This window comes from Nocardia speluncae NBRC 108251 (genome assembly GCF_001613245.1).
Lineage (GTDB): Bacteria > Actinomycetota > Actinomycetes > Mycobacteriales > Mycobacteriaceae > Nocardia > Nocardia speluncae.
Map to the genome: position 1 here is coordinate 264,032 of NZ_BDBZ01000001.1, position 24,438 is coordinate 288,469.

General features: G+C 64.1%; 13 protein-coding genes (1 of these 13 running past the window's edge). 8 read left to right on the forward strand and 5 right to left on the reverse strand.

What is annotated here, in order from left to right; genetic code table 11:
- The 4 genes from NS6_RS01095 to NS6_RS01110 all read left to right on the forward strand — a co-directional run.
- A protein-coding gene (locus NS6_RS01095) for an ElyC/SanA/YdcF family protein (RefSeq protein WP_068035339.1) crosses the window boundary here: on the forward strand, window positions 1-8,589 show its 3' end. It extends 25,587 nt beyond the left edge of the window; only the last 8,589 of its 34,176 coding nucleotides appear in the window; the start codon falls outside the window, past its left edge; its stop codon occupies window positions 8,587-8,589.
- Between the two features lie 937 nt (window positions 8,590-9,526).
- On the forward strand, window positions 9,527-9,685 hold the full coding sequence (locus NS6_RS34490) for a hypothetical protein (RefSeq protein ID WP_157112571.1): 159 nt from the start codon (window positions 9,527-9,529) through the stop codon (window positions 9,683-9,685).
- 518 nt (window positions 9,686-10,203) lie between these two features.
- Window positions 10,204-11,259 carry a methyltransferase gene (locus NS6_RS01105; RefSeq protein WP_068035343.1) on the forward strand — a complete coding sequence of 352 codons (1,056 nt, stop codon included), beginning with the start codon at window positions 10,204-10,206 and terminating at the stop codon, window positions 11,257-11,259.
- The gene (locus NS6_RS01110) at window positions 11,256-12,890 is read left to right on the forward strand and encodes an FAD-dependent monooxygenase (RefSeq protein WP_084470513.1); all 1,635 of its coding nucleotides are present in this window, start codon (window positions 11,256-11,258) and stop codon (window positions 12,888-12,890) included. Before NS6_RS01105 ends, NS6_RS01110 begins: the two co-directional genes overlap by 4 nt.
- Before the next feature lie 190 nt (window positions 12,891-13,080).
- Here the strand turns inward: NS6_RS01110 and NS6_RS01115 are convergent, their stop codons facing one another.
- From NS6_RS01115 to NS6_RS01125, 3 genes are all read right to left on the reverse strand, one after another.
- A complete protein-coding gene (locus tag NS6_RS01115) occupies window positions 13,081-13,395 on the reverse strand; it encodes a DUF4254 domain-containing protein (RefSeq protein WP_068035345.1) in 315 nt (104 codons plus the stop codon).
- Between the two features lie 777 nt (window positions 13,396-14,172).
- Window positions 14,173-15,441, reverse strand: coding sequence for a cytochrome P450 (locus NS6_RS01120; RefSeq protein ID WP_068035347.1), 1,269 nt, complete (start codon window positions 15,439-15,441; stop codon window positions 14,173-14,175).
- An 873-nt stretch (window positions 15,442-16,314) separates the two neighbouring features.
- The gene (locus NS6_RS01125; protein WP_084470514.1) at window positions 16,315-17,253 is read right to left on the reverse strand and encodes a TAXI family TRAP transporter solute-binding subunit; all 939 of its coding nucleotides are present in this window, start codon (window positions 17,251-17,253) and stop codon (window positions 16,315-16,317) included.
- 497 nt (window positions 17,254-17,750) lie between these two features.
- On the opposite strand from NS6_RS01125, the gene NS6_RS01130 reads away from it, so the two are divergent.
- Together NS6_RS01130 and NS6_RS01135 are read left to right on the forward strand one after the other, a co-directional pair.
- Window positions 17,751-18,413 (forward strand): response regulator transcription factor, encoded by a 663-nt coding sequence (locus NS6_RS01130; RefSeq protein WP_068036009.1) that lies wholly within the window; start codon window positions 17,751-17,753, stop codon window positions 18,411-18,413.
- Window positions 18,414-18,458: 45 nt separating this feature from the next.
- Window positions 18,459-19,850, forward strand: coding sequence for a sensor histidine kinase (locus tag NS6_RS01135; protein ID WP_245669084.1), 1,392 nt, complete (start codon window positions 18,459-18,461; stop codon window positions 19,848-19,850).
- Between the two features lie 419 nt (window positions 19,851-20,269).
- On the opposite strand, the gene NS6_RS01140 is transcribed toward NS6_RS01135, so the two are convergent.
- Window positions 20,270-21,451: a cytochrome P450 gene (locus NS6_RS01140; RefSeq protein WP_168443380.1), complete on the reverse strand. Its 1,182-nt coding sequence runs from the start codon at window positions 21,449-21,451 to the stop codon at window positions 20,270-20,272.
- A 566-nt stretch (window positions 21,452-22,017) separates the two neighbouring features.
- Window positions 22,018-22,956, reverse strand: coding sequence for a TAXI family TRAP transporter solute-binding subunit (locus NS6_RS01145; protein ID WP_245669085.1), 939 nt, complete (start codon window positions 22,954-22,956; stop codon window positions 22,018-22,020).
- A 326-nt stretch (window positions 22,957-23,282) separates the two neighbouring features.
- On the opposite strand from NS6_RS01145, the gene NS6_RS01150 reads away from it, so the two are divergent.
- Both NS6_RS01150 and NS6_RS01155 read left to right on the forward strand, forming a co-directional pair.
- Window positions 23,283-23,627 (forward strand): suppressor of fused domain protein, encoded by a 345-nt coding sequence (locus NS6_RS01150; protein WP_157112573.1) that lies wholly within the window; start codon window positions 23,283-23,285, stop codon window positions 23,625-23,627.
- A gap of 101 nt (window positions 23,628-23,728) precedes the next feature.
- Entirely contained in the window at window positions 23,729-24,391 is a 663-nt protein-coding gene (locus NS6_RS01155; protein ID WP_068036013.1) for a response regulator transcription factor, read from the forward strand.
- The last annotated feature ends 47 nt before the right edge of the window (window positions 24,392-24,438 follow it).

A 24,438-nucleotide genomic window follows, 5' to 3' on the forward strand; every position in this document is an offset into this window, starting at 1 on the left:
ATGGCACAGCGGATGCGCCGGCAGGTGCGGCAAGAACTTCGCAGCCGGCGCTGGGGTAGCGAGCCGCAGTGGCATCTGGGGACGAATATGGACACCACACCCGGGAAGTGGGATTTCACCGTCTTTTCGACGCGCGGCACGATTCTGAGAAACGAGGTACCGACAGCGGGATCGGCGGCCGACCGTACCGCCGGTCGTCAGCTTCTGGTGGCCATTGCCACCGAACGGGGCGATCAGCGGCCGGAGCCGGACACTACGGTGAACCCCGGACCGCGTCCGGATCACCGAATCACCGTCGGTGGGTCCAGGGACTCCGCGACCACACCGGGTATCGCGGACTGGCTGAGCAGCCGGGGATTCGGTGCGTGCACCGCCGAGGTGGCCGCGCTCGTGGCGGAGCACCCAGACGGCTCACTCACTGCATCGATATGGTCGACGGCCGACGACGCGTACCTGCTTGTGGAGTGCTACGACGAGTCCGGGCAGCGACAGGTGACACTGGATATCGCCGGCCGGGACGGTGATCCCCGGATCGTCCGTCGGTCGGCGGCACCACCGCCGGTGTCGGCGGAGGTGGATCCGCCCCACGCCGAACACAGCGAGGATCGTGGCCGGGTACGCCGCCTGGGACGGTGGGCAGCCGAAAGCGAACCGGATGGTTCCGATGCTCTGCTGGCCGAAACCTATCGGGTGGTGGATGCTGCCCTGCGCTGCGACCGGCCCGGGCGGGTAACCACCGAAATTTCGGACGACTCGACGATTCTCGTGACAGTGGCGGAAACAGAAGGCTGGACCACCCGCGTCGCGATCGCCGAGCGGGCGCAGTGCTCGGGGAAGTGGCTCGATATCGAGGTGGGTGCGGACCTGACGGTCGACGAACGGGACCGGATTCTCGATGCCGCGGTCGGCTGCCTGCCCGTCGGCCGGCCGGCGGCCACCGGTGCGTGGATGAGTGTCTTGGCGGAATCCACCGATGGCTCGGACCCGTTGCAGCTCACGGTGGGGGGGACGGAACCACCCGGGATGATTGCCTACCGCGGGTCCCGTACCGACGATCCGACCCGGTGGATCGAGTTGTCCCCGGATACCGCGAAATTCGTCGGGGAGGTATCCGACGACACCACACCTGCGGCATTGTCCGCGCTGGCCGGATCACTGGTGAATGCTGTTCCGGGCGTGTCGATGCCGTGGTTGGCCGAGTGGCTGACCGCCGGAATGGCTTCTGGTTCTCGAATCGAGGTGATCACCCGGCCGGACAACTCCGTGGATATCGCGCTGTATCAGCGGCGGGATGAGGGGGGGCACGACAAGCCGTACCACTGGCTGTCCATTTCCGCCGTCCGACCATCGGGTTCGTTCGACGGCCGGGTGACATGCTGCTGGGATCGGCGGAATATGAGTTCCGAAACGCGGGGCGGCTTCGCCGAGATCGTGCGGACCCAGCTGCTGCAGGTATGGAGCCACGGCGAGAAAATTGTCGAACTCGACAACTACGACAAGACGCTCGCGGACGCATCGGTATTGATGCCGGGTGTGGAACAGCTCCAGACGGTACAGGCGGATCTGAGCGGGATTCCGCAGCAGAGCCGGCTCGGCGTGAACGTGGCCACGAATATCGGACCCGCCGGCACCTATCTGGCTGCCCCGGCAACAATGGTCGAATTGGTGCACGATGAGCTGCGCATCGCGGAGCGCAAGCGCGATCAGGTCTACGACAGGAACTTCGGCGCGGCGGCGGACAAGAAGTATACCGAGGCCGTCGCCGAAGTGCAGCGGTTGCGCGACGAACTGCGCATGCTCGAGATACACCCGTTCCTGGGGGATCTGCCACCGGTGTGGGATCCGCAGCTCGGAATCTTCAAACCGGACTTGTCGGATGAACTACCGAAACCGGCAAAACCCGCGGATATGGGTATGCCCGACCTCGTGGCCGAAACGATCGATCGGGTGCGTGCCACGGTGTCGTGGGAAAACGGCAGGCCACATTACCGCACCGACGGCATCGATCCTCAGGCACTCGACGTCACCTTCCAGTATCTGATGGAGACGCAGGAGAACCTGCCGCACCAGTATCAACCCATGCTCGAAGTGCTGAGCGCAGCGACCGGTCCCGTGGGGATGCGGGCAAAAGCCAAGCAGATCTGTGACGATCTCTTCACAGCCAAGAAGGACGAGGATCCCGCGATCGACGGGCGAGAGGAACTGTTCGAGCAGCTGAAGGCGGCGCTTGCCGATGAGGATATGCGCGCCGAAATCCTCCGGGCGGTGCAGGAAATCGATAACGATCCGGCGTGGCGCGACGATCGGCTGGTGGTGCTCGATCGACGCCTGCATGCCTCGACCTTCATGAAGCGGTGGTTCACCGATCGCGACGGCAAGGGCGACGGCGCACTCGCCTACCCGCCGTTCGATGGGAAGTCGTTCTCCAAGAAACAGAGGCAGCCGGAGAAGAAAAAATACGACGAAGCCAAGAGGGACTGGGAGACGAACGAACGCCAAGAAAGAAAGGAACTGGCACAGGAGCTGACTCGTACGGACGGGCCGCTCACCGGATTTGTCAGGGCAGCATTCGTCGACCGCTGTGCTCGCCATATTCGAGAAGACCTGGTGAATACGCCCCGGGAGTTCCGGAATCCCGAGAAGAAGTTGTCGGACCTGCTCGAGCAGCCCGGTGTGGTCGACAGGTGGATCGATGGGTCGATCGACAGGGTGCACAAGGCATGCAGGGAGGCTATTCCACACACAGATATCAGTGAGCTGATCGAAATCTGGTCGCGGGACGAGGCAGCACGCCGGCAAGACCACTTGATCGAACGACTCGAGAAGTGGACCCCGTGGATCGAGAAAGTCATCGCCTGCCACGAATACACCATGCGCCGGGTCTGCCGCGGTGACAGTTCCTTCGACGGGGTCGCGTGGAATGCCGAACACGGTATCGAGCCGGTGATTCCAGTAGTCGGCGACGACCCTGTTCTGGAGATCGCCTTCAGCTATCTGAACGGGCTGCTGGTCGAGGTCGAAGGCGCCGGACCCTACGGCTGTAAGGCCATGGAGCTGAACGAGGACGGCAGCATTACGATAACGCTCAAGAATGCTCCCCTCGACGAGATTCTCGGCGCGACGATCGCGGCCACGATCTACGAGATGCTGCGTGGCGAAAAAGTTCACGTCATCATGCTGGTCGACTATCTGCACGAGCAGCCCGGCCGCACCGAAATGGAAAAGCAATACGAGGAGCTGAAGAAACAAAATCCGGCGCTGGCCGCCGAATTGAAGATTCCGCTCATCGCCGGCGAATCGGATGGTGTCGTCACCTACACCGACGAAGCCAAGTCGTACTCGCTGTTGTGGCATCTCTTCAAGACCGATGCGCACGGTGTGGCACCGCAGCATCTGCGTCAGCTGGACGAGGGCAATATTCCCATCGAGGGGCTCCTCGCGAGGTTGGAGCGCGCCGCAGAGGATCCGGACAGCGGTGTGGAACTGTACTGGGCCTGCCGCGACCACGAGAACCGGCATCTCGACGCGCAGGATCATTGCGGTGCACCCGACGACAGCGGCGAGAGCTGCGGCAAGAACTTGTGCCGGTATGCGCGCATCAACGGGGTGGATGTGCGCCTCACCGAGGAAGACGGAACCGGGACGTGTGAGGCGCTGGATCTCGGCGCCTACCTCCGCGATGCGCTGGCATTCATGCGCAACTCGGATATTTTCACCGCGGTGTTCCTGCGCGAGTACATGCGCGAGCAGATGCTGGCAGTCGGCGTCGGCGCGCAAGCACTGGGTCTGTACTACAACGGGGTGGCATTCGAGGTAGACGAAACCCGGGCAACTGTGCCGGAAATGCTGGCCGGCCTGCGCTTCGGAATCGCCAAAGAATTCGAGCGTGTCAGCAAGGTTTTGTGGGAGATCGTGCGCGACCTCGAGAAACTCGCCGCGATGTACCGGAAACGGCATGTCAGTCCGGTACTGGGTGAACGAGCCCATCACGATGCCGCGTACAAGAAGCGCCAGGCCGCTGCCGCGCAGAAGTCCGAACCGACGGAAAAATATGTGGGGAAGGGGCAGGCCCCGAAAGCACCAGCCCCCACCCCCACGACACCGGCCGCTACGGCGAATCCTGACCCGGCAACCTCGTCCTATGTACGTCCGACCGGTGCGAGCGTTGCGAATGAATGCGCGCCACGGTCGTTGGACCAGTTCGAGGACTGGGGTATCGACGGTGATGTCCTGCGCGCGCAGCAATCGGATCTGCCGGGGTACAACCAGGGGCAGGTCGAGTCCGGGATGGGCGGCCGGCCACTCATGGAATACGCCGACGCCGCGGACGGTCCCGGAACACGCGCGGCGCTCGCCGCGCGGATCCCGGTGGGCGGCCGCGCGTTGGCTGTCGACGTGTACTCCGGGAAGATCAACGGGGTCGGTGCCCACGCCTATGTCATCGAGCGGGTCAGCCCGAGTGAAGTGCGGGTCTACGACACCGTCGCGGAGCAATGGATCGACTGGGATCTGTTCGTCCACCGGGATGCGGAGCGTCGCCGCATGGGGCCGAGGGCCGTGCGGACCGTCGGCACCATACTGCCGGCACGGGAATCCGGCGTCGCCCCGGATCGGACCGTGCTGCACCGGACGACAGGCCCCGAGGCACGCGTCCCCTCCCCTCCCTACGCCGAAGGGCCGCCGGGCCGCACAGTCGACCTGGGAGATGTCCGGATCGGTCAGACGGCCGAACCCCTGGGGTTCGAGTTCACCTCCACCGACCCGGCCGAGCTGGACTCGGTCGAGGACCGGTTGCGGACCGTGCTGCTGGGTCTGCCGGACGGACAGGTGGCGGACGCAGTGGCCGTCGCGAGGTCGTTTGCTGCCGCAATCGTCGGGGCCGGTCGGCGCGGTGTGGTGACCGTAACCGGTAAGGACGGGGCGTTCGAGGTCCGCCTCAACGACACGACGGGCCAGGCCGTGAGCCATGCAATACTGTCGCCCCACCTGGCGGCGGCGGTCGACGAGATACGCGTACTCGACGGTGAGGTGACCGTCGGTCGAGGCTATGTGTTCCGGCAGCAGCGCGAAACCCGTGATACGGCCATTACCACTGTGCAGGTGGCGTATACGTCCGACGGCCGGCTTGTCGCCGTGCCCACCGGCTCGGACCTCGTGGCGCGAATTCCGCCGTTGACTGCGCCGGACGCAGTGGCTGCCGGTGTCGCGAGGCCGTTGAGGGATGTGCTGGGATCCTGCGGCGGTCTGCCCGGGAAACTGGTGGTCGACTTGACCGCCGCCCCGGTGGACTCCGCAATGGCATTGCTGGAATCGACTGCCGAAGTATTGAATCAGTACGATCTGCGCGTTGCGGTGAAGAGTTCGCAGCGAAATGTCCAGCGCCGCGCTGCCGGATTGTTGCCGGGAGAACTCACCCGGTCGGCGATAGAAGCCGATGTGCGGCACCTGCCTCCGCTCCTGCGGCAGGCTGTTACCGCACGGCATCTCAACGGTCTCACCGTGGGACAGACCAGGTCGCTGCTGTCGAAACGGCTCGGCGGCCGGATCTCCCGCTGGATGGTCCGCGACTTCGAGGCCAGGGGACTCACGAAGCTGGCCGAAATCCGCGGAAGGCGGATCACCGAGGAAGCTGCCCGCGGACAGCGGGACGCCGTGAACATTCCGGCTGACCCCGAGCAGCAGTGCCGGCCGATGTTCATTTACGCACTTACCGGCTCGGTCCGAAACCCGGCGGACTTGGCCTTCCCGGATCTGCTGGCTGAAGCCCGCAGGATTCTGGGCGATTACTCGGCACCGTCATGGGCATCCCGCAAGGCCGCCGACGCGATCTCGGTGTACGAGGCCGCGCTCGCAGGTGTGTCCCTGTCGGTGCCGGCGCGCTTCACCGGCACCCGCAACGAGGACGGTTCGCCCGGCCCGATCGAGGATGGGGCGCGGACGAACGGGCCCCGGGACGATATCGATGCCGACCGGGGCAGTCGCGAATGGCGGGAGTGGCTCGACGAGCTCGCACGGCGTGCCGATATCGGCATGGTGCTGTCCGATCTGGCGGTCGCATGGGATTACCTGCGGAACAAACAGAGTAACCGGGCTCCGGCCGGCGGCGAGGAATGGAGTTACGACCCGGGGGTGCGGTATATCGTTGGGCTTTCCCCCGGTAACCGTGATATCGACACAGCGGCGGGTTTTGCGAACTTCCTCGGCGAGCATCCCGAACTGCGCGACAGTCTGGTGCTACTGGTCCCGTCCGGTTACGAAGCGCCACCCGACGGCTCCCCGGACGGACGGTCGGCCTACGGGGTAGCGGAGTCGACCGCCATCCGCGCGCGCCTGGATCAGGCAGGAGTGCATGCAATACGGCTCGTCGAGGATCCCTCGGCCGGTAACACGCGGGAGAATATCCGGAACTTTGTGCAGATCCTGCATGAACAAGGGATATTGCCCGGCGACGACAAGATCCCCATAGTTCTTTCCTGCACGCCGCATCATGCCCGGCGCATCGTGGCCTACCTCAGGAAGTACGCGCCGGACGAGATCGGCGCGATTGCCGTGGTCACGGTGGATGTGCCCGTCGAGGTGTACCTACGGGACGGACTGCGCCCCGATCCCGCGCGCCCGACACGCACGAACGACGTTGTCGTGCCCATCCTGACCGAGTTGAAGGGTCTCATCGAACTTTCGCGCTCTGGAGATATCGCCGATCAGGACATCCCGCCTTCGGTGCGCGCCGCCTTCGAACGCCTGTGCGCAGTGTTCCCGGATGTATTCGTTCGCGACGTTCCGCGACTGATCCGGGATGCCCTCGGTGTCTCGGATCCGACCCACGACGCCGCCGAGGGAGTCACCGATTCGGCGGAACGGGTTTACGAGCGGGCGCGGCAGCGGGTCGCCGCCATCCTGGCGGATGCGGCCGCGGCAGTGCCGGCGGGAGATGAGGTCGATTTCGCGGCAGCACTCGACGGGATATCCGATCATTGGATATCGGAGTTCGGGCGCTGGGCCTCGGAACACTACGGGCTGTGGGCGGCGCCCCTGGGCCATTCGACTGCGCTGGAATGGTCGTGGGCTCTCGGCGAACTCGACGTGCGCTCCCGTGGCGCCATCGGGCGGTTGTTCCTTCGGGTCGACGCGGGGGAGGAGATTCCGGACCACTTGATCGCCGCAGCCGAACCGGCTCTGCGCCGGGTGAGCGTGTTGTTCGAGGCGGCGAACCATCCTGCCGTTCCGGTGGATTCGGGTCACCGGGGTACCAACCCCGAGGTTGTTGAGGTCACCGATTGGACGGGCCTCGAGCGGGAGGGTCTTCGGAAGCTGATGGCGGCGCGGGCCGCCGGGGTGATTGTCGCGAGCGCCGGTGATGTGGAATTGGCCTGTGTCGCGGTGAATGTCCTCACCAGAGAGTGGTCGCCGACGCAACGCAACCAGGTGAAGATCATGGTGCAGCAAGCGCTGCAGTACGCGCTGGATCGGTCGCGGCCGGGCGCGAGCGTACGGTTCGTGATTCATGTCGATGCCGTCACGCCGCACGCGCAGGTCGATGTCTACGCGATATTGAAGCACTCGCCGCTGCGCCGCCACAGCGACTGGGATCTGCCGTTCGTCAAGGTCATGGCCGATGACTCGTTCCGCACCGAGCGTATCGATGGTGACCGGACCGACCACCTCGTGTTCGAGTACCGCTCACCGTACGACGGCCGCACCGGCCGGCCCGGGCCACTGGCTCCCACAGATTCTCCGCGCGACCAGGCGCTTCGGTTTGCCGAGCCACCGCAGAATCTACCCCGCCCGTGGCCGGTGGATCCTGCGTCCGGCTACGAGATTCAGCAACGTGACCTCGAATTTCTCGGGTTGACTCACGAACAGGTCCAATGGTGGATGTCTCGGAGCGCGGCGCCCGGTATGTGGCCGCAGATGTATCGCGCCTGGCGGGTCGCGCTGCTGGAGGCTCTGGTGCGTGACGGGGTCACTCTGGATCAGGTGGATATCCGATTGCATGGTTCGGGAGTGAATTTCTTCTCCAGTGAAGTCAAGACGCTGCCGACAGCGGAGGAACTGGCCGGGAACCCCGGGGCCGTCGAGCGGTTGAGCGCATGGCTGGGTGACGATCCGCAACGGCCCAGGAGGCGGCCATTCGACACGATGCACAGGCTCGGGGTGGAAGAACCCAGTGACTTCGATATGAATATCTCCTCCGGAGAAATGTTCGCCCGGGCTGTCACGAGATGGGATCCGAAGCGGTATGCCGGTCCGCTGACGAAGGACCACGGCTACCTCAACAAGGAACTCGTCCGTTCGGAGTTTCCGCATCTGCACCAGTGGGCGAAGGACTGGCAGCTGCTGACGGACCGGGAAATGTCTGTTGCCGTCTTCGATGCCGGTGGCCCGTTGGATGTGCGGCATCTCGGAATCTTCCGGGACAACCTGGAGTTCCAGCCGTGGGATTGGATTGTTCATCTTCCATCGGCTGGTACGGGTGATTCTGCGGTTCGCGAGCCAGTTCCGTCGAGCAGCGCGGACCTCGAGCCGGCGGATGATCCGGAGGGGCGATTCACCGTGGAGGGCGGATCCGGCCGGGAATCCGCGGACTGATTGCCGAATCCGCCCGTCTTCGACGGCACCGGCGGACCCGGTGATCGGCACGGTCACAAGGGACACCACCGGGACACCGATTTCGGTTCCGCCCGGTAGCGATGGCATGACGGATCCGGCTCGGAGACCCGGCGTGACAGGGGATGTCGCCGGTTCGGCGTCGTCCGCTGTGGTGCCGGGGTGCCGGTGCGCCGGGGCGGATGGGTATGTGCCTCGAAGAGTCTGTGGAGGTACTGCCCGACGAGGTGGTCGACCGGGAGGCCCTGCGCAAAGACGGAACGGGACTGCCGGGATATACCCAACCGCAGGCGGAGTGGGCGCTGAAAGGCCCGAAGTTCCAGGAGTATCCGGGACCTGACGGCGTGGGGACGCTCCGCGCACTGGCCGCTCAGGTCCTGCTCAGCGGGTACGCGCTGGGTGTCGAGGAGTTCGAGACGACAAGCAACGGTTTGGGCGCGCATGCCCTGGCATTGAAGAATGTCGGCGGGCAGGTGTACGTCTATGACACGGTGACGGGTGCCTGGCTCCGCCTGCTGGATTATGAGCAGCGGGTACGTGAGCTGGAACGTGCCCAGGCGGAACTGCCGGCCCACCGGCAACCGGCTCCAGCACGCTCGAGACGAATCCGCTGGGTCGCCAGATGTATGGAAGCGCTGATGGATTTACCCGCGGGGCGAGTACCACAAGATTTCGATCCTGAAGCGCTGCTACGGGCTTCCGACGAGACCATACGTGCTGCGGTTGACGGGGGGCGATCGAGAGACCCACGGAGCAGAAGTTGCTGCGGCCGAAATACCTGGCAGCCGGCCGGCCTACGCCTGGAGAACTGGCGAGCCGGATGCAGGAGTCGCCGAATCACGTTACCGAGGCCGCGGAGTAAGAGCGGACGAGTACTGCCGCCGTTCCGGAAAACGAAGAGTCGGCGTTACGCGAGTCGGTGGCGAAGGCGCGTCCCGATGCGGAGCGGTTCGCCCGCGCGCTGGACGAACTCACCCCGGACGAGGCCGATGTAGTCCGGGCAAGGTATCTGGGGGGAGAGAACCACCACCTCCCGAAGAACCCCCGGCTCCGGGCGGTGGTGGCTGCGGTGACATAGTATCCATACCGGACGCCTTGTGCATTTGCACCGAGTGGATTTAACAATCCGTTGATTAATTTCCGATAATTCCCGGGTGAGATCATCTGTTGTGGTGATGAATGTGGTCACCCTCGAAATGCGGGGATCGACTCCGTAATTCATCGCCACGTATCGGAACAGATTGAATGCCAATTGATTACGGATTCTCCGCAGTGTTTTCCCTGCCGATTACGTGATGGTGGTGCGCACCGCCGGACGTTTGCGACCCACCCCGAACCCGGCGGGCCGTGCACCCCCCCAACCCGAAGCAATTGTAAAGTCTGAATGCTCGGCGTGCGAAAATAGTTGGCAGACGGAATTATCGGAATCGCTCCGCAGAGCGGCACGGTTGCCGGCCGGGCGATCGGACGGCAACCGTGCGGGCGGGGTGACTTCCAAGCGTCCGGTTGTCGGTCCCACCGCTCGACCGACCGGCGACGGAGTGGGCGAGATCGATCGAAGCGCGTCCGGCAGATCCACTGCGAAAGACGATCATCATGGATATCGGATCCCACGATCCCGCCCCTGACCGCACGGTTCTCTCCCTGACCATGGGATTCCTGGCAAGCGCTGCCATCGGTGCCGTAGTGCGGCTCGATATTGCCGACCACATCGCACAGCAACCCCGGACGGCAGCGGAACTGGCGGACCTCACCGGTGTCGACGCCACCGGTCTGCAGCGGACCCTGCGATTCCTGGCCGGCTCCGGGATATTCTACGAGGACGGCGGCGGGCGGTTCCATCTCACCGCGGCTGCCGAACGACTGCTCACCGGAGCGCCACGATCGTTACGCGACGCCGTGGTCTTTCTGACCGAGCCGATGTTCTGGCAGGCGGCCGGCAATTTCGGTGCGAGCCTCCAGCGCGGCAGCTCCAGCCTCGACGAGATCTTCGGAGTCCCGCTGTGGGAACATCTGGCCGCGCATCCCGATGTTGCCGCGATCTTCGACGCGGGAATGGTGAGTTACTCCGCGCCACAGGATTCCGCGATCGCCGACACCTTCGACGGATCCGAGTTCCGCCGGATCATCGATGTCGGCGGTGGCCGGGGCGGCCTGCTGTCACTGCTGCTGTCCCGTAATCCTCGGGCCACGGGCGTGCTGTACGACCGTGCGCCCGTGCTCGGCGCCCACCTACTGGATACCCCGGAGCTGGCGGGTCGTTGGACCATAGAGGCGGGGGATTTCTTCGAATCCGTTCCTGCTGACGGCGACCTCTACGTCCTCAAACATATCCTCCACGACTGGAACGATGACGAATGTATCCGCATCCTGCGCCGATGCCGTGAGGCAATGTCGCCCGGAAGCCGGCTACTGGTCGCAGAAAGTATCGCCCCTCCGCCAAATACGCCACATTATGTGTGGTCACTGGATCTCATGATGCTTGCGGCCCTCACCGGCCGGGAACGCACCCGCGACGAGTTCGAGCAATTGTTCGACGCCGCGGATCTCACGCTCGTCTGGATGCGGACGACGGCTTCCTACAGTTCCATGGCGATCATGGAGATCGCGGCGCGCGATCGCAGCGCAGCGAGTGCGGAGGCCGGTCGGTGAACGACGTACCGGTAGTGATCGCCGGCGGCGGTCCGGTGGGGATGACTCTCGCTCTGGAGCTGGGGCGTCGGAATGTGCCATGCCTACTGCTCGAGGAGACCGATCGGTCGCCGGCGGTTCCGCGGGCGAGTTCGTTCAGCGCGCGGTCGATGGAGCATTTCCGGAAGCTGGGCATTGCCGGTCGGATTCGATCCACGGGGCTGCCCGCGGACTATCCGACCGACGTCAGCTATCGCACCCGCATCTGCGGCCCGGAACTACATCGCATCGCTCTGCCGTCGTCGGCCCGGATACTTGCCGCGGCCGGATCCGGCCACGGCGGACCGACCGCCGAGCCGCAGCATCGGATTTCGCAGCTCTACGTCGAACCCATTCTGTTGGAGCGCAGCGCGGACTTTCCGCATGTGCGCATCGAACGCGGCAGTCGACTGGACGGATTCGAGGAGACCGACCGCGGTGTTCGCGCGTTCGTGCGCTCGACGACCACCGGAAAAACCTGGACCGTCTCCGCCGATCGTCTCGTCGGTTGCGACGGTAGCGGTAGCACCGTGCGTAAATCGCTGGGAATCGCATTGACCGGCGACGAAACGGTGCTGCAGGCCGTCACCGCGTACTACCGTGCGCCGGAACTCGCGGACCTGGTGAGTCCACCTGCCTGGATGACATGGTCGGTCAACGGGGACGTACTGTGCGTGACCGTCGCCGTCGACGGAAACGATCGTTGGCTCATCCATGCGTTCTACCCCGCCGGAACCGATACGACCGGGATCGACCCCGGATCATTGCTGACGCAGGCGATCGGGCATCGGACACCCCATGAGGTGCTGGGGGTCGAGCGGTGGACCGGGCGACGCCTCGTCGCCGAACGATACTGCAGCGAACGGGTATTCCTGGCCGGCGACTCGGCGCACCTGTGGGTGCCGATGGCGGGTATGGGAATGAACATCGGCATCGACGAGGCGATGCATCTGGCTTGGATGCTCGCCGCGGTCCACGAGGGCTGGGCCGGGCCGGACCTGCTCGCGGCATACGATGCCGAGCGACGGCCGGTCGCCGAAGCTGTTTCCGGTTTCGCCACCGGAATCGGCAAGGGCCTGCTCCACCTGGTGAGTGCCGAAGTGAACGAGGAAGACAATGCCGCCGGGATCGCCTCGCGGCAGCGGCTCGGCCGCGAGGTGGCGGCCGCGGACAGCGGCCAGTTCACCCCGGCGGGTCTCAGTTTCGGCTATCACTACTACGGATCGCCGCTGATCGCCGCCGATCGGCGTCCCCCCGAGTTCACCGTCGCGGAATATCAACCGTCCATTACCGCGGGTGCGCGGCTCCCGCATCTCGTCCTGGAGGACGGCATCCCGATCTACGATCGGCTGGGACGCGATTTCACGTTGCTGCGTATCGGTGATCAGGCGCCGGATCCGGAGCCGATCGTACGCGCGGCGACTACTTGTGGGTTGCCGTTGCAAGTTCTCGAACTGCTGTCGTCACTGGCGGTCGAACGCTACCGTAGCTCGCTGCTTCTCATTCGGCCCGACCAGTACGTCGCCTGGCACGGCTCTGCGGTTCCGGACTCTCTGCGGGCCTTGATAGATCGTGTTCGCGGAGCAGGATGGGTTCAGCCACTCGGCGCCTGAGTGGGAATCGGCATCAGGTTCCGGAAACTTGGTCGACGGCTCGTCGCCGGTAGGTATCGGGCCTCGGGGCGGGCGGGTGAATGTGGCGCAAGCCGCGGCGTGCTGCTGCCGGAACGACAACGCGCCGGCCGGGAAGCGTGATCCGAGACAGTGAATAGTTCCTGGCGCGCGGGCTTTCCCCGGCCATGGATCACTGTCTGCGTGTCTCGGTTGGGAGGTAGCGGCTTCCGGCTGCGATATCCCGCACCAGATCGGCATACTCGAGTTCGAGTTCCGCGAGCCGGGTCCATGCGGCGTGCATACGGTCGCCGCCGATTTCGTCGGTTCTCAGCAGATGGAAGGCGTGGGCAGCCGCCTCGGCCATCCGGTCGATGAGGCAGCCGAGGCTTTGTGGATGTGCGCCGACACCGGGTGACGCAGCCGGAAGCCGTTGTGCCCAGCGATCGAGTAAGCGGATCAGTTCGGTGCGACGTGAGCGAAGTTGTTCCGGTGCAGCGGTATCCACTCGCGTTCGATGGTGGATCTCGACAAGTTCATGGGCGCGGAGACAGACCGATCCGCTGACGTATTGCCCGGCCAATGCGCAGATCAGTGCGCTGGCGCTGGGTAGCGCAGCGGAGTGATCGCGAAGGAAGCCGATTCCTTCTGTTGCGGCTTCTCGTCGCCCGGTGGATGAATCGGGGACGGTCGCGCCGTGATTTTGCCGGGTTCGAGCCGCAGCAGACTCGGCGTGCCGCACGGCCTTGTCCGCGGGCTCGTCCGTTACTACTGAGCTGACGGCAGAATGATCTGCTGTATCTCTTGCGGACGTTCGGTCGGTCGTGGTGGCAGAGATTCCATCACAATTTGTCGTCATCAGGTATGTCCCAGAGGGGCGGTGATCCCGGCGGATTCCTCGAAGTTTCCGATCACTGCAGAACGCATTCCGCCGATTGAGAAACTCAATCTAACGGAGTGCTTTCTGGTGCGGTACGACCTGATGCGACATCTTCCATACAATTCAGGACATGCAGGTTTCGATTTTTGTATCCGGTGCGATTTCCTGTACAGCCGGTATCCGGCGATCGGGATCGATTTCCGTTCTCCGGCAACGGCGCACCGGAAGTTTCTCGGACGATTCGCGGCACCCGACCCTGCGTGCAGGACAGCTCCGGGACGGCGTTCGGCAGACAGAATTGCGGTCGGGGCCGCGGTAGCCGGGAGTGCTTCCGCGCGTGATCGAGTGCCCATTGCCACCTCCGGGGAGCTGTTCGCGGCACCGCGGCGTTCGTGCTGCTCGGGGTCAGACCACCACCGGCAGGGATTGGGGGGTGCGCAGCATGTAGTCGGGGGCGTAGCCGATGCCGTTGTCCGGCAATACCAGGCGCATATCGGGGAACCGATCGCGAAGTGTGGTCAATGCAGTGGTGATCGCGAGCTTGGCGAACTCGCGCCCCGCGCACTGGTGTGGTCCGGCGCTGAAGGTGACAGGTTTGGTGCCGTTGTTTTCCCGGCGTTCGGGCAGCACAGCATGTGGATCCGGGAATCGTTGCGGATCGCGGTTGGCTGCACCGATCATGACGAAGATCGAGCTACCCTTCGGGACCACCGAACCCGCGGCGAGGGTGACGTCGTGTTCGGCATAGCGCCGCCACGCGACCACGCCGGTCTCCTTGCGGAGGATATCGTCCACCATACCCGGCACCCGTTCGGGTTCGCGGAGCATATCCCAATGCTCGCGGCCTTCATCGGACAGCAGGTACCGGGTGCTGTTGAGTAGTCCGCCGAAGCTTGATGAATAACCGGCGACCATGACGGTCATCAGGGCGGACGCGGCCATCTTGGGTGCCAGGCCCTGCGCCAGAAGATGGCTGGCGAGGTCCTCGGCGGGTTCCTTCGCGCGGGCGGCCACGAGCCGGCGACAGCCACGGGAGAGGTCGGCCAGCCCTCGGATGTTGGCGACTCGGTCGCGACGTCCGATGATGCGAGCCAGCAGGGCGACATGGGCGTCGCTCCATGCCTTGATCCGACCTTCTTCCTCCGCTGGGAATCCGAGTAACTCACTGATCGAACCCGACGCCAACGGGCGGGCGACAACGCTCTCGAAATCGACCGCGCCACTGGTGCCGGCGGCGGCGGCCGCGAGGGCGTCGGCGGCGGCTTCGGCCCGCCGGTTGATCATCGCGCCGAAGTTCGTACGTGTTGAGTCCGGACGCAGGGTGAGCCCGCGGGGGCGAGCGAACATCGCCTTCATGACGGTTGTGTGAGTGGCCTTTGCGGCGTTGTTGATGGCCTTGGGCACGGTGGCCAGGTGGGCGATGTGCGGGATCGCCTTCAGGTGGGTAGCGAACTTCGGAAACGGGGTCAGGGGATCGAGGGTATTCCGGCTGGACACGGCCGGATCGGTGCCGTTGAGAATCTTTTCGACATCGTCGTAACGCCATACCGCGTGCATACCGGTCCTCTTGTCGAGGATGGTCGAGAGGTCCGAGAAGTGCAGGCTGTCGTAGTAGCTGGCGAGTACCGAGGGCTCGTATGCTCCCGGTTCGGTGAACGGCACGCTGTGATACATGAATATTCAATCCTTATTGCTCAGAACTTCTTGCGCGAGGTCGACCGGGCACACCGCCACAGCCGGTCGGCGTCACTACCGCACTGCGGTAGCGGAACTTTCGGAGTCGCTTTGCCGAGTAGCGATGAATTCGGCAGGCCGAGTAGCTAAGTCGATCACCTTTCGAACCGGAAAGGGTCTGTCCCGCGGTCGGCGGAGTATGTATACCACGGGTTGCAGGCTAGAACCGGGGGTGTCGGTGCGCAGGCGGGCAGAGGAGAATTTGGGATCCGTTGACATCCTCAACGCACCTGCTATGCCTCGGTGCACCTGCGATCGCGGTGGCCGTGCATCCCGGGTCGGCCCGGAGCGGTTTTGCGGACAACATGGGTGCGATCACCCGGATGCTGACCCGCAAACCGTGGTATCCGCTGGTGGCATGGAGTCAGCAAACCACCGCCATGGGCGCGCTCGCCTCGCTCCGGGCCGCCGTCGACAGTGATGTACGCGGGGGCCTATGGGGCTCTTGCGCCGGGCGCGGATGGCGTGGCAGGTCAAGCCCGGCCGATCCCGGGCTGACTCGAGCGGTGTGGCCGGACGGCCGATGACGGCGATCGGCGCGCTCGGTCTCGTGCAGGCAATCGACCGACCGCGAGGATGGTGTAGTGGGGTACGGATCTGATCGCTGCGGATCTGCTCGATAGCGCGATCGAACTCTGTGACGCCTGCCCGGACATCGAGCGGGATCGGATGGTTCCGCTGTTCGACCAGCTGCTGCCCACCCTGATGGCCGTTATGGGCCATATTTCTGTCGCCGCCGACGATACCGCCCGGGTGGCGCGTTTCGAGCGTGCGGTGAAACCCGATCATGCAACGGCTCCGCGATATCGGGGTTCAGCCGTGCTGGCTTCGGTAGTAGGCGGCTGCGGCAGGATGAAGTGGAATGGCGCCGGTGTTCACCAGCCAGCGCCGATCGAAAAACTGGACGCCGCGCACATGTTCCGGGACGAGTGTGTCGCTGTCGTGCAAGAGGAGTTCGGCGAGAGCGAGCACCGTGCGATCGCTGACATGGCGTCCGACGAGCAGCAGAACCGGTGCGCCGATCGTCTCGAATCCCGAGTTTCCGGGATAGACGTTCTCAGGCACGGGGATCCGATCGTAAGAGTAGCCGAATCGATCACGCATCGGTTGCACCTGATCACCGAGATCCAGCATTCGCAAGTGTGGTGTCGACGCGATACCCGAAGTGGGTATGCCGTCGCCCCAGATGAGAGCATCGACCGTTCTCGACCGGATCGCCGGAAGTGTCTCTACGAGCGCACGCCGGTCCACGCCGAAATCGATGCCCGCTTCGAGGCCGGCGCTGCGAAGCATTCGCTCTGCGGTCACCGCGGCGCCCGAACCGGACACGCCGACATTCACCCTGGCCCCTCGAAGGTCGACTATCTTCTGAATGCCGCTGTCGGCGTGCACGGCCAGGTGGATATAGCTCTCGTAGAGCCGGCCGATCGCGAGTGCCCTGGTATCGAAGGCTGCCGCGGTATCGGCGAGGCTCAGTGCGGCGTCGAGGGCACCGCACTCGAGCAGTTCGAGATTTGTCACGGACCCGGTGGTCGAAACATCGCGGATCCGAATGGCCGGGAAACGGCGTGATTCAGCAGCCAGCGCAGCTCCGAAGTCGTGGAACAGGTCGCCCGGCAGCCCGGAACCCAAGCGGATACTGGGTGGCTCGGAAACTTCGAAACCTGCCAGGGGGTAGGCAATCGTTGCCGCTGAGTAGCCGAGAACCTGCCGCCGAGTGATTATCGGCGCACGAGCAGCGCTGCCGAACATCGATCGTTGCGCTCCTCGAAATCCATCGAACCACTGCCACCGTGGAACTGGCAGTGGGTGTATCAGAAGAAAGACTAGCGCAGCAATCCGCGGTAGCCAATGATTACCCACGAGTTTGCAGTTCTCAGGATCCCTCGAAGCCGAACAACCAGGTTCTTTGTGGACGCATGCGGTTCGTGGACAATCCGCTGCCGGTACAGACAGCCGACATTTCGGGCTGCTCGTTGCCGGAAGCGCCCAGCGGCCACTGATCGCGGCGGCAGGTCGGGGGACATCAAGTAGCGGACAACTTTCGGTGACACCTTGAAATGAGGTCCCTGATCATAGTTCGATGGCATGGGTGGCGATACGTCGAGACCAGGAAGGTTGGACTTGATGGACGTCGGAATAACGGTCGGGCTCTGCGGACGCCCCAGACCGGTGCGAAGGGGGATGTGTTCGTGACCAGAGAGACGACAGGCGGTCCTGGCCTCGGGGTGTCGATGCCCGACCGGCGGATCCGCATCGGGGTGTTCGAGGACGACGACGAGGTCGGCGCCGCACTGGTCGAGATCCTGGGCGAGTACGGGTACCGGGCGGAGCGCAAGACGCGAGGCGCCGATCTGCTGCTGGGGCATCGAAGCTACGACGCGGTGATCCTGGATCTCGGACTTCCGGACGGTGATGGGCTGGACGTACTACGCAAACTTCGTGAAGTGAGTACGGTCCCGGTCGTCATCCTGACAGCGCGCAACGATGAACGCAGTGTGGTCCGCGGCCTGCGGATCGGCGCGGACGACTATCTGGTGAAACCACCACGTGTCGCCGAGTTGATGGCACGGATCGAGGCCGTGGTGCGCCGGGCGTCTCCCGTGGAGCAGGGGGGGCCGGGCGCGCTGGTTGTCACCGGTGACGTCCGGGTGGATCTCACTGCGCGGACGGTCACCACCGGCGGAACCCGGGTGGATCTCACTCACAAGGAATTCGAGCTGGTCGAAGTCCTCGTCGGCAGACCGGGGTGCGCGGTGAGCCGGGAAGTGCTGATGGACAGGGTATGGGGTGATGCGTTTCTGGCGGTATCACGTTCGCTCGATGTGCACATCTCGACCTTGCGGAACAAGCTCGGGCGGCCTGGATTGATCACCACCATCCGTGGATTCGGCTACCGCTGGGGTCCGTGAACGTGGGCCCGGATGCGTAATCGACTTGTCGCGATATTGGTTGTGATGGCGGCGCTGACTGTGTCAGGTCTTGCCGTCCCATGGGGTGTCTCCTCGGCCACCGCACGTACTCAGGAACTGTGGTTCAGCCGGTATGTCGACGCTGAGTGGTTCGGTGACCTTGCAGCGCGAGCGATAACCACCGGAGATCAGAGCAGTCTGATGCTGGCCATGCAGCGCTACAGTGATCTGTATGGCGATCGCGTGATCGTGGTCGACGCCGCGGGCCGGGAAGTAGCCAATACCGGTGTTGCGACAGATGATCCCGCTGTTGTCGCGAGCCTCACGGAGGCACGGCGCAACCGGCACCCCCGGCAGCCTCCGGAGCGGTTGCATCTGTATGGGCCGTCGGCGATGCTTGTCTCGCTCCCCGTGGGCAGCGGTATTCGGGTGGACGGTGCGGTGCTCATCGAGGCTTCCACGAAAACGGCCCAACGCGACATCCGAGACAGCTATACCGTAATTGCTCTGTTGTCCTTCACCGCCATGGCAGTGTTCGCCCTGGTTGCTGTACTGGTGAGCCGATGGATACTGGGCCCGCTGTGGCGGCTGTCGCGTTCGCTGCGCGACCTCACCGGCTCGCTACCCAGACCGGTGGCGGGCACGGTACCCACCGTCATGCAGCGGCACTACCGTGGACCGCCCGAAGTCCGGGCCCTCGCGCGGTCGTTCGATACGATGGCTCGCGCGGTGACGGAATCGGTCGATGCCCAACGGCAGCTGGTTGCCGATACCGCACACGCGATCCGGAACCCCTTGGCGGCCCTGGCAATTCGACTCGAATCTCTCGAGAGATTCATTCCCGGAGAAGGCACTGCCGCGTATCAGCGCGCCAAATATCAAGTGGATCGGCTCGCTGCGGTCCTCGACGGACTGCTCCGATTGGCGGTCGCCGAAACCCCCACCGGGTTCGCCGCCGCCCACCCCGACGCGGACTGGCCCAGCGAATGTGGTGTGTGCCCGGTGGTGAAGGATCGAGTGGAGGAGTGGCGTCCGGCGTTCGAGGCTGCCGAGATGACGCTGGACCTCGATTCGTCCGCGACTCCGGATCTGACGGCGGTCGCGATACCGGCCCAGGCGCTGGAACAGATCATGGATGTGCTTCTGAGTAATTCCTCCCGTTATGCGGGGCCGGGTGCACACAGCCGGGTTACCGTGGAACCCTCGGCCACCACTGTGCGGGTAGCGGTGGCCGACGACGGGGCAGGCGTCGCGCCGAAGGAATTGGATCAGCTGGTGAACCGATTCTTCCGCGGTGCGTCCGCGACTGCGGGGGGTACCGGCCTCGGCCTGCCCATCGCGGTGGCACTCGCCAACCGGTACGGGGGTGAACTGGCAATCGAATCCGTTCAACCACGCGGGCTGCGGGTCGCGGTCCGCCTTCCCCTGGTTCAATAGCGACCGCGGCGTCGATCTATCGCGCCCGGGCCGCGCCGACCCGGCCGCACCAGCCGAGTCTCGGCATGCTCCGAGTGCCCGGACCACCGGGGCGGGCGAGGCACAGGTGAATTGACAATATGTTGAGTGTACTTCCGGATGTAGGGTTGGGAAGACAGCGAAAGCCCGAATGAAATAGTCGCGAGTGCGCTCGAATTCGAGGATACTTCATGCGAAAGATGGCTCGAGAAACAATCCTGGCCGGTGACCTCTCGGCATCTGCCGACGAGCACGAAGACCGCGCAACTATCTCGGATTCAAGCCGGTATGCGGCACGTGAATTTCGGGCCGCGCCACCACCCTATCCGAGGATGCCGTCGGTGTCGGCGTGGCGGCTCGAAGATCTTGCGAATTTCTGAGACCAGCTGTCTGTGCTCATGCTATCGGTGGCACGCGGGCCCGGTTCCGACGATATGGTCGTTCTGCGCCGCCGTGACACGGACGAACACGGGGCCGGAGGGGTATGTCAGATGGACCCGACATCTGCGCTCCGGAACCGGGCCGACCAGTTCGAGGGAGTTCTGAGTGAGGAGGTGGTCACAGACTCCGCTGATGAGCAGGCGGGAGAACTCCCCGGCAATACAGCCGAATGGTCCTGTACCGAAGAGACTCGTTCGCGGCGACGGGCTGTCTCCAAATCGCTCCGGTCGATACAGTTCCGGTTCCGGCCAGCGATCCGGGTCCTTGTTGAGCATTGCCGGGAATACTCCGACCACGTTATCGGCCGCAAGATAGTAGTGTGTTCCGTCCGAAGCGGTGTAGGTCAGTGGCTTTTTCAGCCACCGGGCCAAGGTCGAAACCGGGTTGAGGCGTATTGTCTCCCACAGACACCAACCGAGATACTCACCGCGATCGGGCGAGTTGTGGACGCTGTGGTGCACACGTGGATCGGAAAGTATATCTACCAGTGTCCACAGGGTGTAGCTCCCGGGGTAGGTCACGGCATTCCACAGGATATACATCAACATCCAGCGCACGTCGCGTTCGTCGGTGCCCGCCTCACGGATCGTCTCGACCAGCGGAGAATCCGGCATCTCACGTATGCAGCGGTCTATTACCCGGACCAGTTCGCCGTTTGCGCGATACTCCGGCAACATCCGATGCAGGGGTGTTGTCGCGACGGTGGCCCGAGGAACATCGATACCATCGGCGATCGTCCGCAACAGCGGCACGAGCTCCTCACCGAACCGATCCCAGAAGGCGTCGCCCGCGAAGAATCGACCGGCGATCTCGTACACAGCGGGGACCAAACGTTCGGATAGATCGGCTACCACGGGCCACTCTTGTTGATGAGTGTCGAGCACAGGCCCGATCATCGCGGTTACCTGGGCGGCACGGTCCGGGGTGAGTAGGCCGGCCAGAATTTTCTTCCCGGCCAACACGAGGCTCTCGAGCGTGTCGTGATCGTGGGACCTCCGCGGAAACCACAATCCGACGGTGGGCACCAGCCCGAGGATCGGGCCCGCCGAGCCGTGTTCGGCCGGTAACGACAGAACAGTCGAGTAGGCTTTCGCCGAATTGAGGAAGATGAAATCATACCGGCCCGGGACTCGGATACTCACCACTTCGCCGTGGCGGCGGAGAGCTCTGTCGATCATCGCCACCGGCCTGACGACGAAGTCGAGTATGCGTGAGACATACCCGACGAGCGGGACGGAATCCAAACCTTCGAGATACAGTGGCGGAGCGTGGTAGCCGGTTGGCGCATCGTGCTGCCGGCGATAGCCCGCCCACAGTCGACCGACTGCTAATCCGCTGGCTGTCAGTGCTGTTGCCGTAGCTATCCTCATGATACTTCCGTCGGTCGTTGCTGTGAATTCGTTCGTCACGGTTTCACCGTCGAGGTGATCACCTGGCCGGCCTCGCCCCGGGGACACCGGCCGGCCAGGTGGGATTTGCCGGCGCCCGCGTCAATCCTTGTGCTGCGGGATACCCGGGTTCTCGGCATGAGTTATGGTGCTGCAGATGCCGGATCTTTCGGACCGGTGTCACCGGGTTCTCCTCGGAAAGATTGCGGAGTCGACTTTCTGTGGTCGCGCGTCCAATTATGAAACGGCTCCACGTGTGCGGCACCTTCTGGCAATGTAAAGGCCGGATAACCCACCGAAGCCACCATCGGCCACCCGTGTCAGCGGTGCTGGCTGCGGTAGTAGGCAGCTGCCGCGGGATGAAGCGCAATATCGCCGGTGCCCACCAGCCAGCGACGGTCGAAGAACTGGAAACCGCGCGCACGGTCGGGGACGAGCATACTGCTGCCGTGTAGAAGTAGTTCGGCAAGTGCGACCACCGTGCTGTCGGTCATATCGGGTGCGACGAGAAGAAGTACCGGCACTCCGATGGTCTCGAACCCGGATGTGCCCGGATAGGTGTTCGCCGGGATCTGAACACGATCATAGGAGTAGCCGAACCGTTCCGACATCGGCTGCACCCAGATGCCGAGATCGAGCAGGCGAACGGGGGTGGGAATCGCCAGGCCGGGAGTCGGCAGCCCGCCACCCCAGATGATAGCGTCCACCGAACCTGATCGTAGCGCTGCGAGCGCTTCGGACAATTCCCGGTTGAAGAGAGTGATATCGGTTCCGGGCTGGAGGTCGGCAGTGCGCAACAGGCGTTCTGCGGTGAGCGCGGCGCCGGACCCCATTACCCCGATATCCACTCGGGTGCCCTGGAGATCGGCGAGTTTTCGCACCGAGCTGTCAGTGCGGACCGCCAGATGGATGTAGCTCTCGTAGAGGCGTCCGATCGCCAACCCTCGGCCGGCGAGGGCGACGGTAGTGTCACCGAGGGCGAGTGCCGCGTCGATGGCACCGCTTTCGAGTAGTTCGATATTGGACGCCGAACCGGGGGTGGCAACGGGGGCGATCCGCACGCGGGAAGTACGGTCGGCGGCTGCTGCCAGTGTGTTGCCGAATTGATGAAACAATCCGCCGGCGAGCCCGGAGCCGAGGCGGACCCGGGCCGGCGCGGAGTCTCCGCATGCCGCCACAGCGAGAGCGATGGCCGCTCCGGCCAGATGTAGCGTACTTCGTCGACTGACAATGGCCATGCGGGCAGCGCTGCCGAACATTGATCGCTGCGCTCCTCGATATCGAGCCGAATCGGTCCGCCGCCAGATGACGTGGGGCAGTCCGTGGGACGAACAGTCCGAGGTTAGCGCAGTAGGGTCGGGTTGCCTATTGATTGCCGAGAAATCCGGGCAACAGGCGCGTGGACAACGTACCACTGTCATTCACCCGGGCATCGTCGTACTGTGGTGAGCCCGAGCGCGCAGCAGAATTCGATAGCTGACTATGAAGTCAGGACGCTGTCCGGTTCCGGTGCAGAATCGATATTTACGCCGGGCTGAGGTTTTGGTTTCCGAAATGGGATCGGTAGCCGAGTATCATACTGCCAGTGAGTGATTCGCAAGGTTGGGACGTGCGAGGACAGCCACCGATGTGGCCAGTTCTGCTGCTACAGCGGCTCGGACGCTATGTCTTCGAGTCGGGCAAATGGTTCGCACCTGGACATACGATGAAGGTCAGTGCCGGAATCGACCCGCAGCGCCCGGAAAGCGCCATTGGCGGCCTCACTTTTATCGAAGACCCCGAGCTCGGGGCCATCGATACGCCGAACGGGGAAGCGCAGTTCTTACAGGTGGTGGGAATTACTGCGGACGAGTTCGCGGCAGCGAAGGACGGCCGGGCGCGGTCGGTGCTGGAACGGCTTGTGCCGGCGCATTCAGCAGTCCATCGGTGAGTATTCCCAGTGTAAAGGAGTATGTGTTCGTGAGCGGAAACGCCGAAGGCAGGCCGAGCAGTGAGAATACACCCGGCCTCGACACCGCGCCGGTCCGGCAGATTCGACTGGGGGTCGTCGAGGACGATGACGATGTCGGTGATGCGTTGGTCGAGTTCCTCAGGGAATACGGGTACCAGGCGGAGCGCAAGACTCGCGGTGCGGATCTACTACTCGGACATCGAAACTACGATGCCGTGATCCTCGACCTCGGCTTGCCCGACGGCGACGGGCTGGAGGTATTACGCAACCTGCGTGAGGTGAGTTCGGTTCCGGTGGTCGTACTCACTGCCAGGGACGACGAACGGTCCGTGGTCCGTGGACTGCGGATCGGGGCGGATGATTACCTGGTAAAGCCACCCCGGGTCGCCGAGCTGATCGCGCGGATCGAAGCGGTGGTGCGGCGAGCTACCCCACCGGGCCAGATGTCGGCGGACCAGGTTGTGGTTACCGGTGATGTGCGGGTGGACCGGGGTGCTCGAGAGTTGACGGTCGGTGGATCACGGATCGAACTCACCCAGAAGGAGTTCGAACTGGTGGAGGTGCTGGTCGCTCGCCCGGGCTGTGCCGTCAGCCGGGAGGTGTTGATGGACCGGGTATGGGGTGACGCGTTCCTGGCGGTTTCCCGATCGCTCGATGTGCACATCTCCACGCTGCGAGGGAAATTGGGACGGCCGGGGCTGATCACCACTATCCGAGGGTTCGGGTACCGATGGAGTTCGTGAGCGTGGGCAGGTATGGATGCGCAACCGAATGGCACCGATCCTCGTGG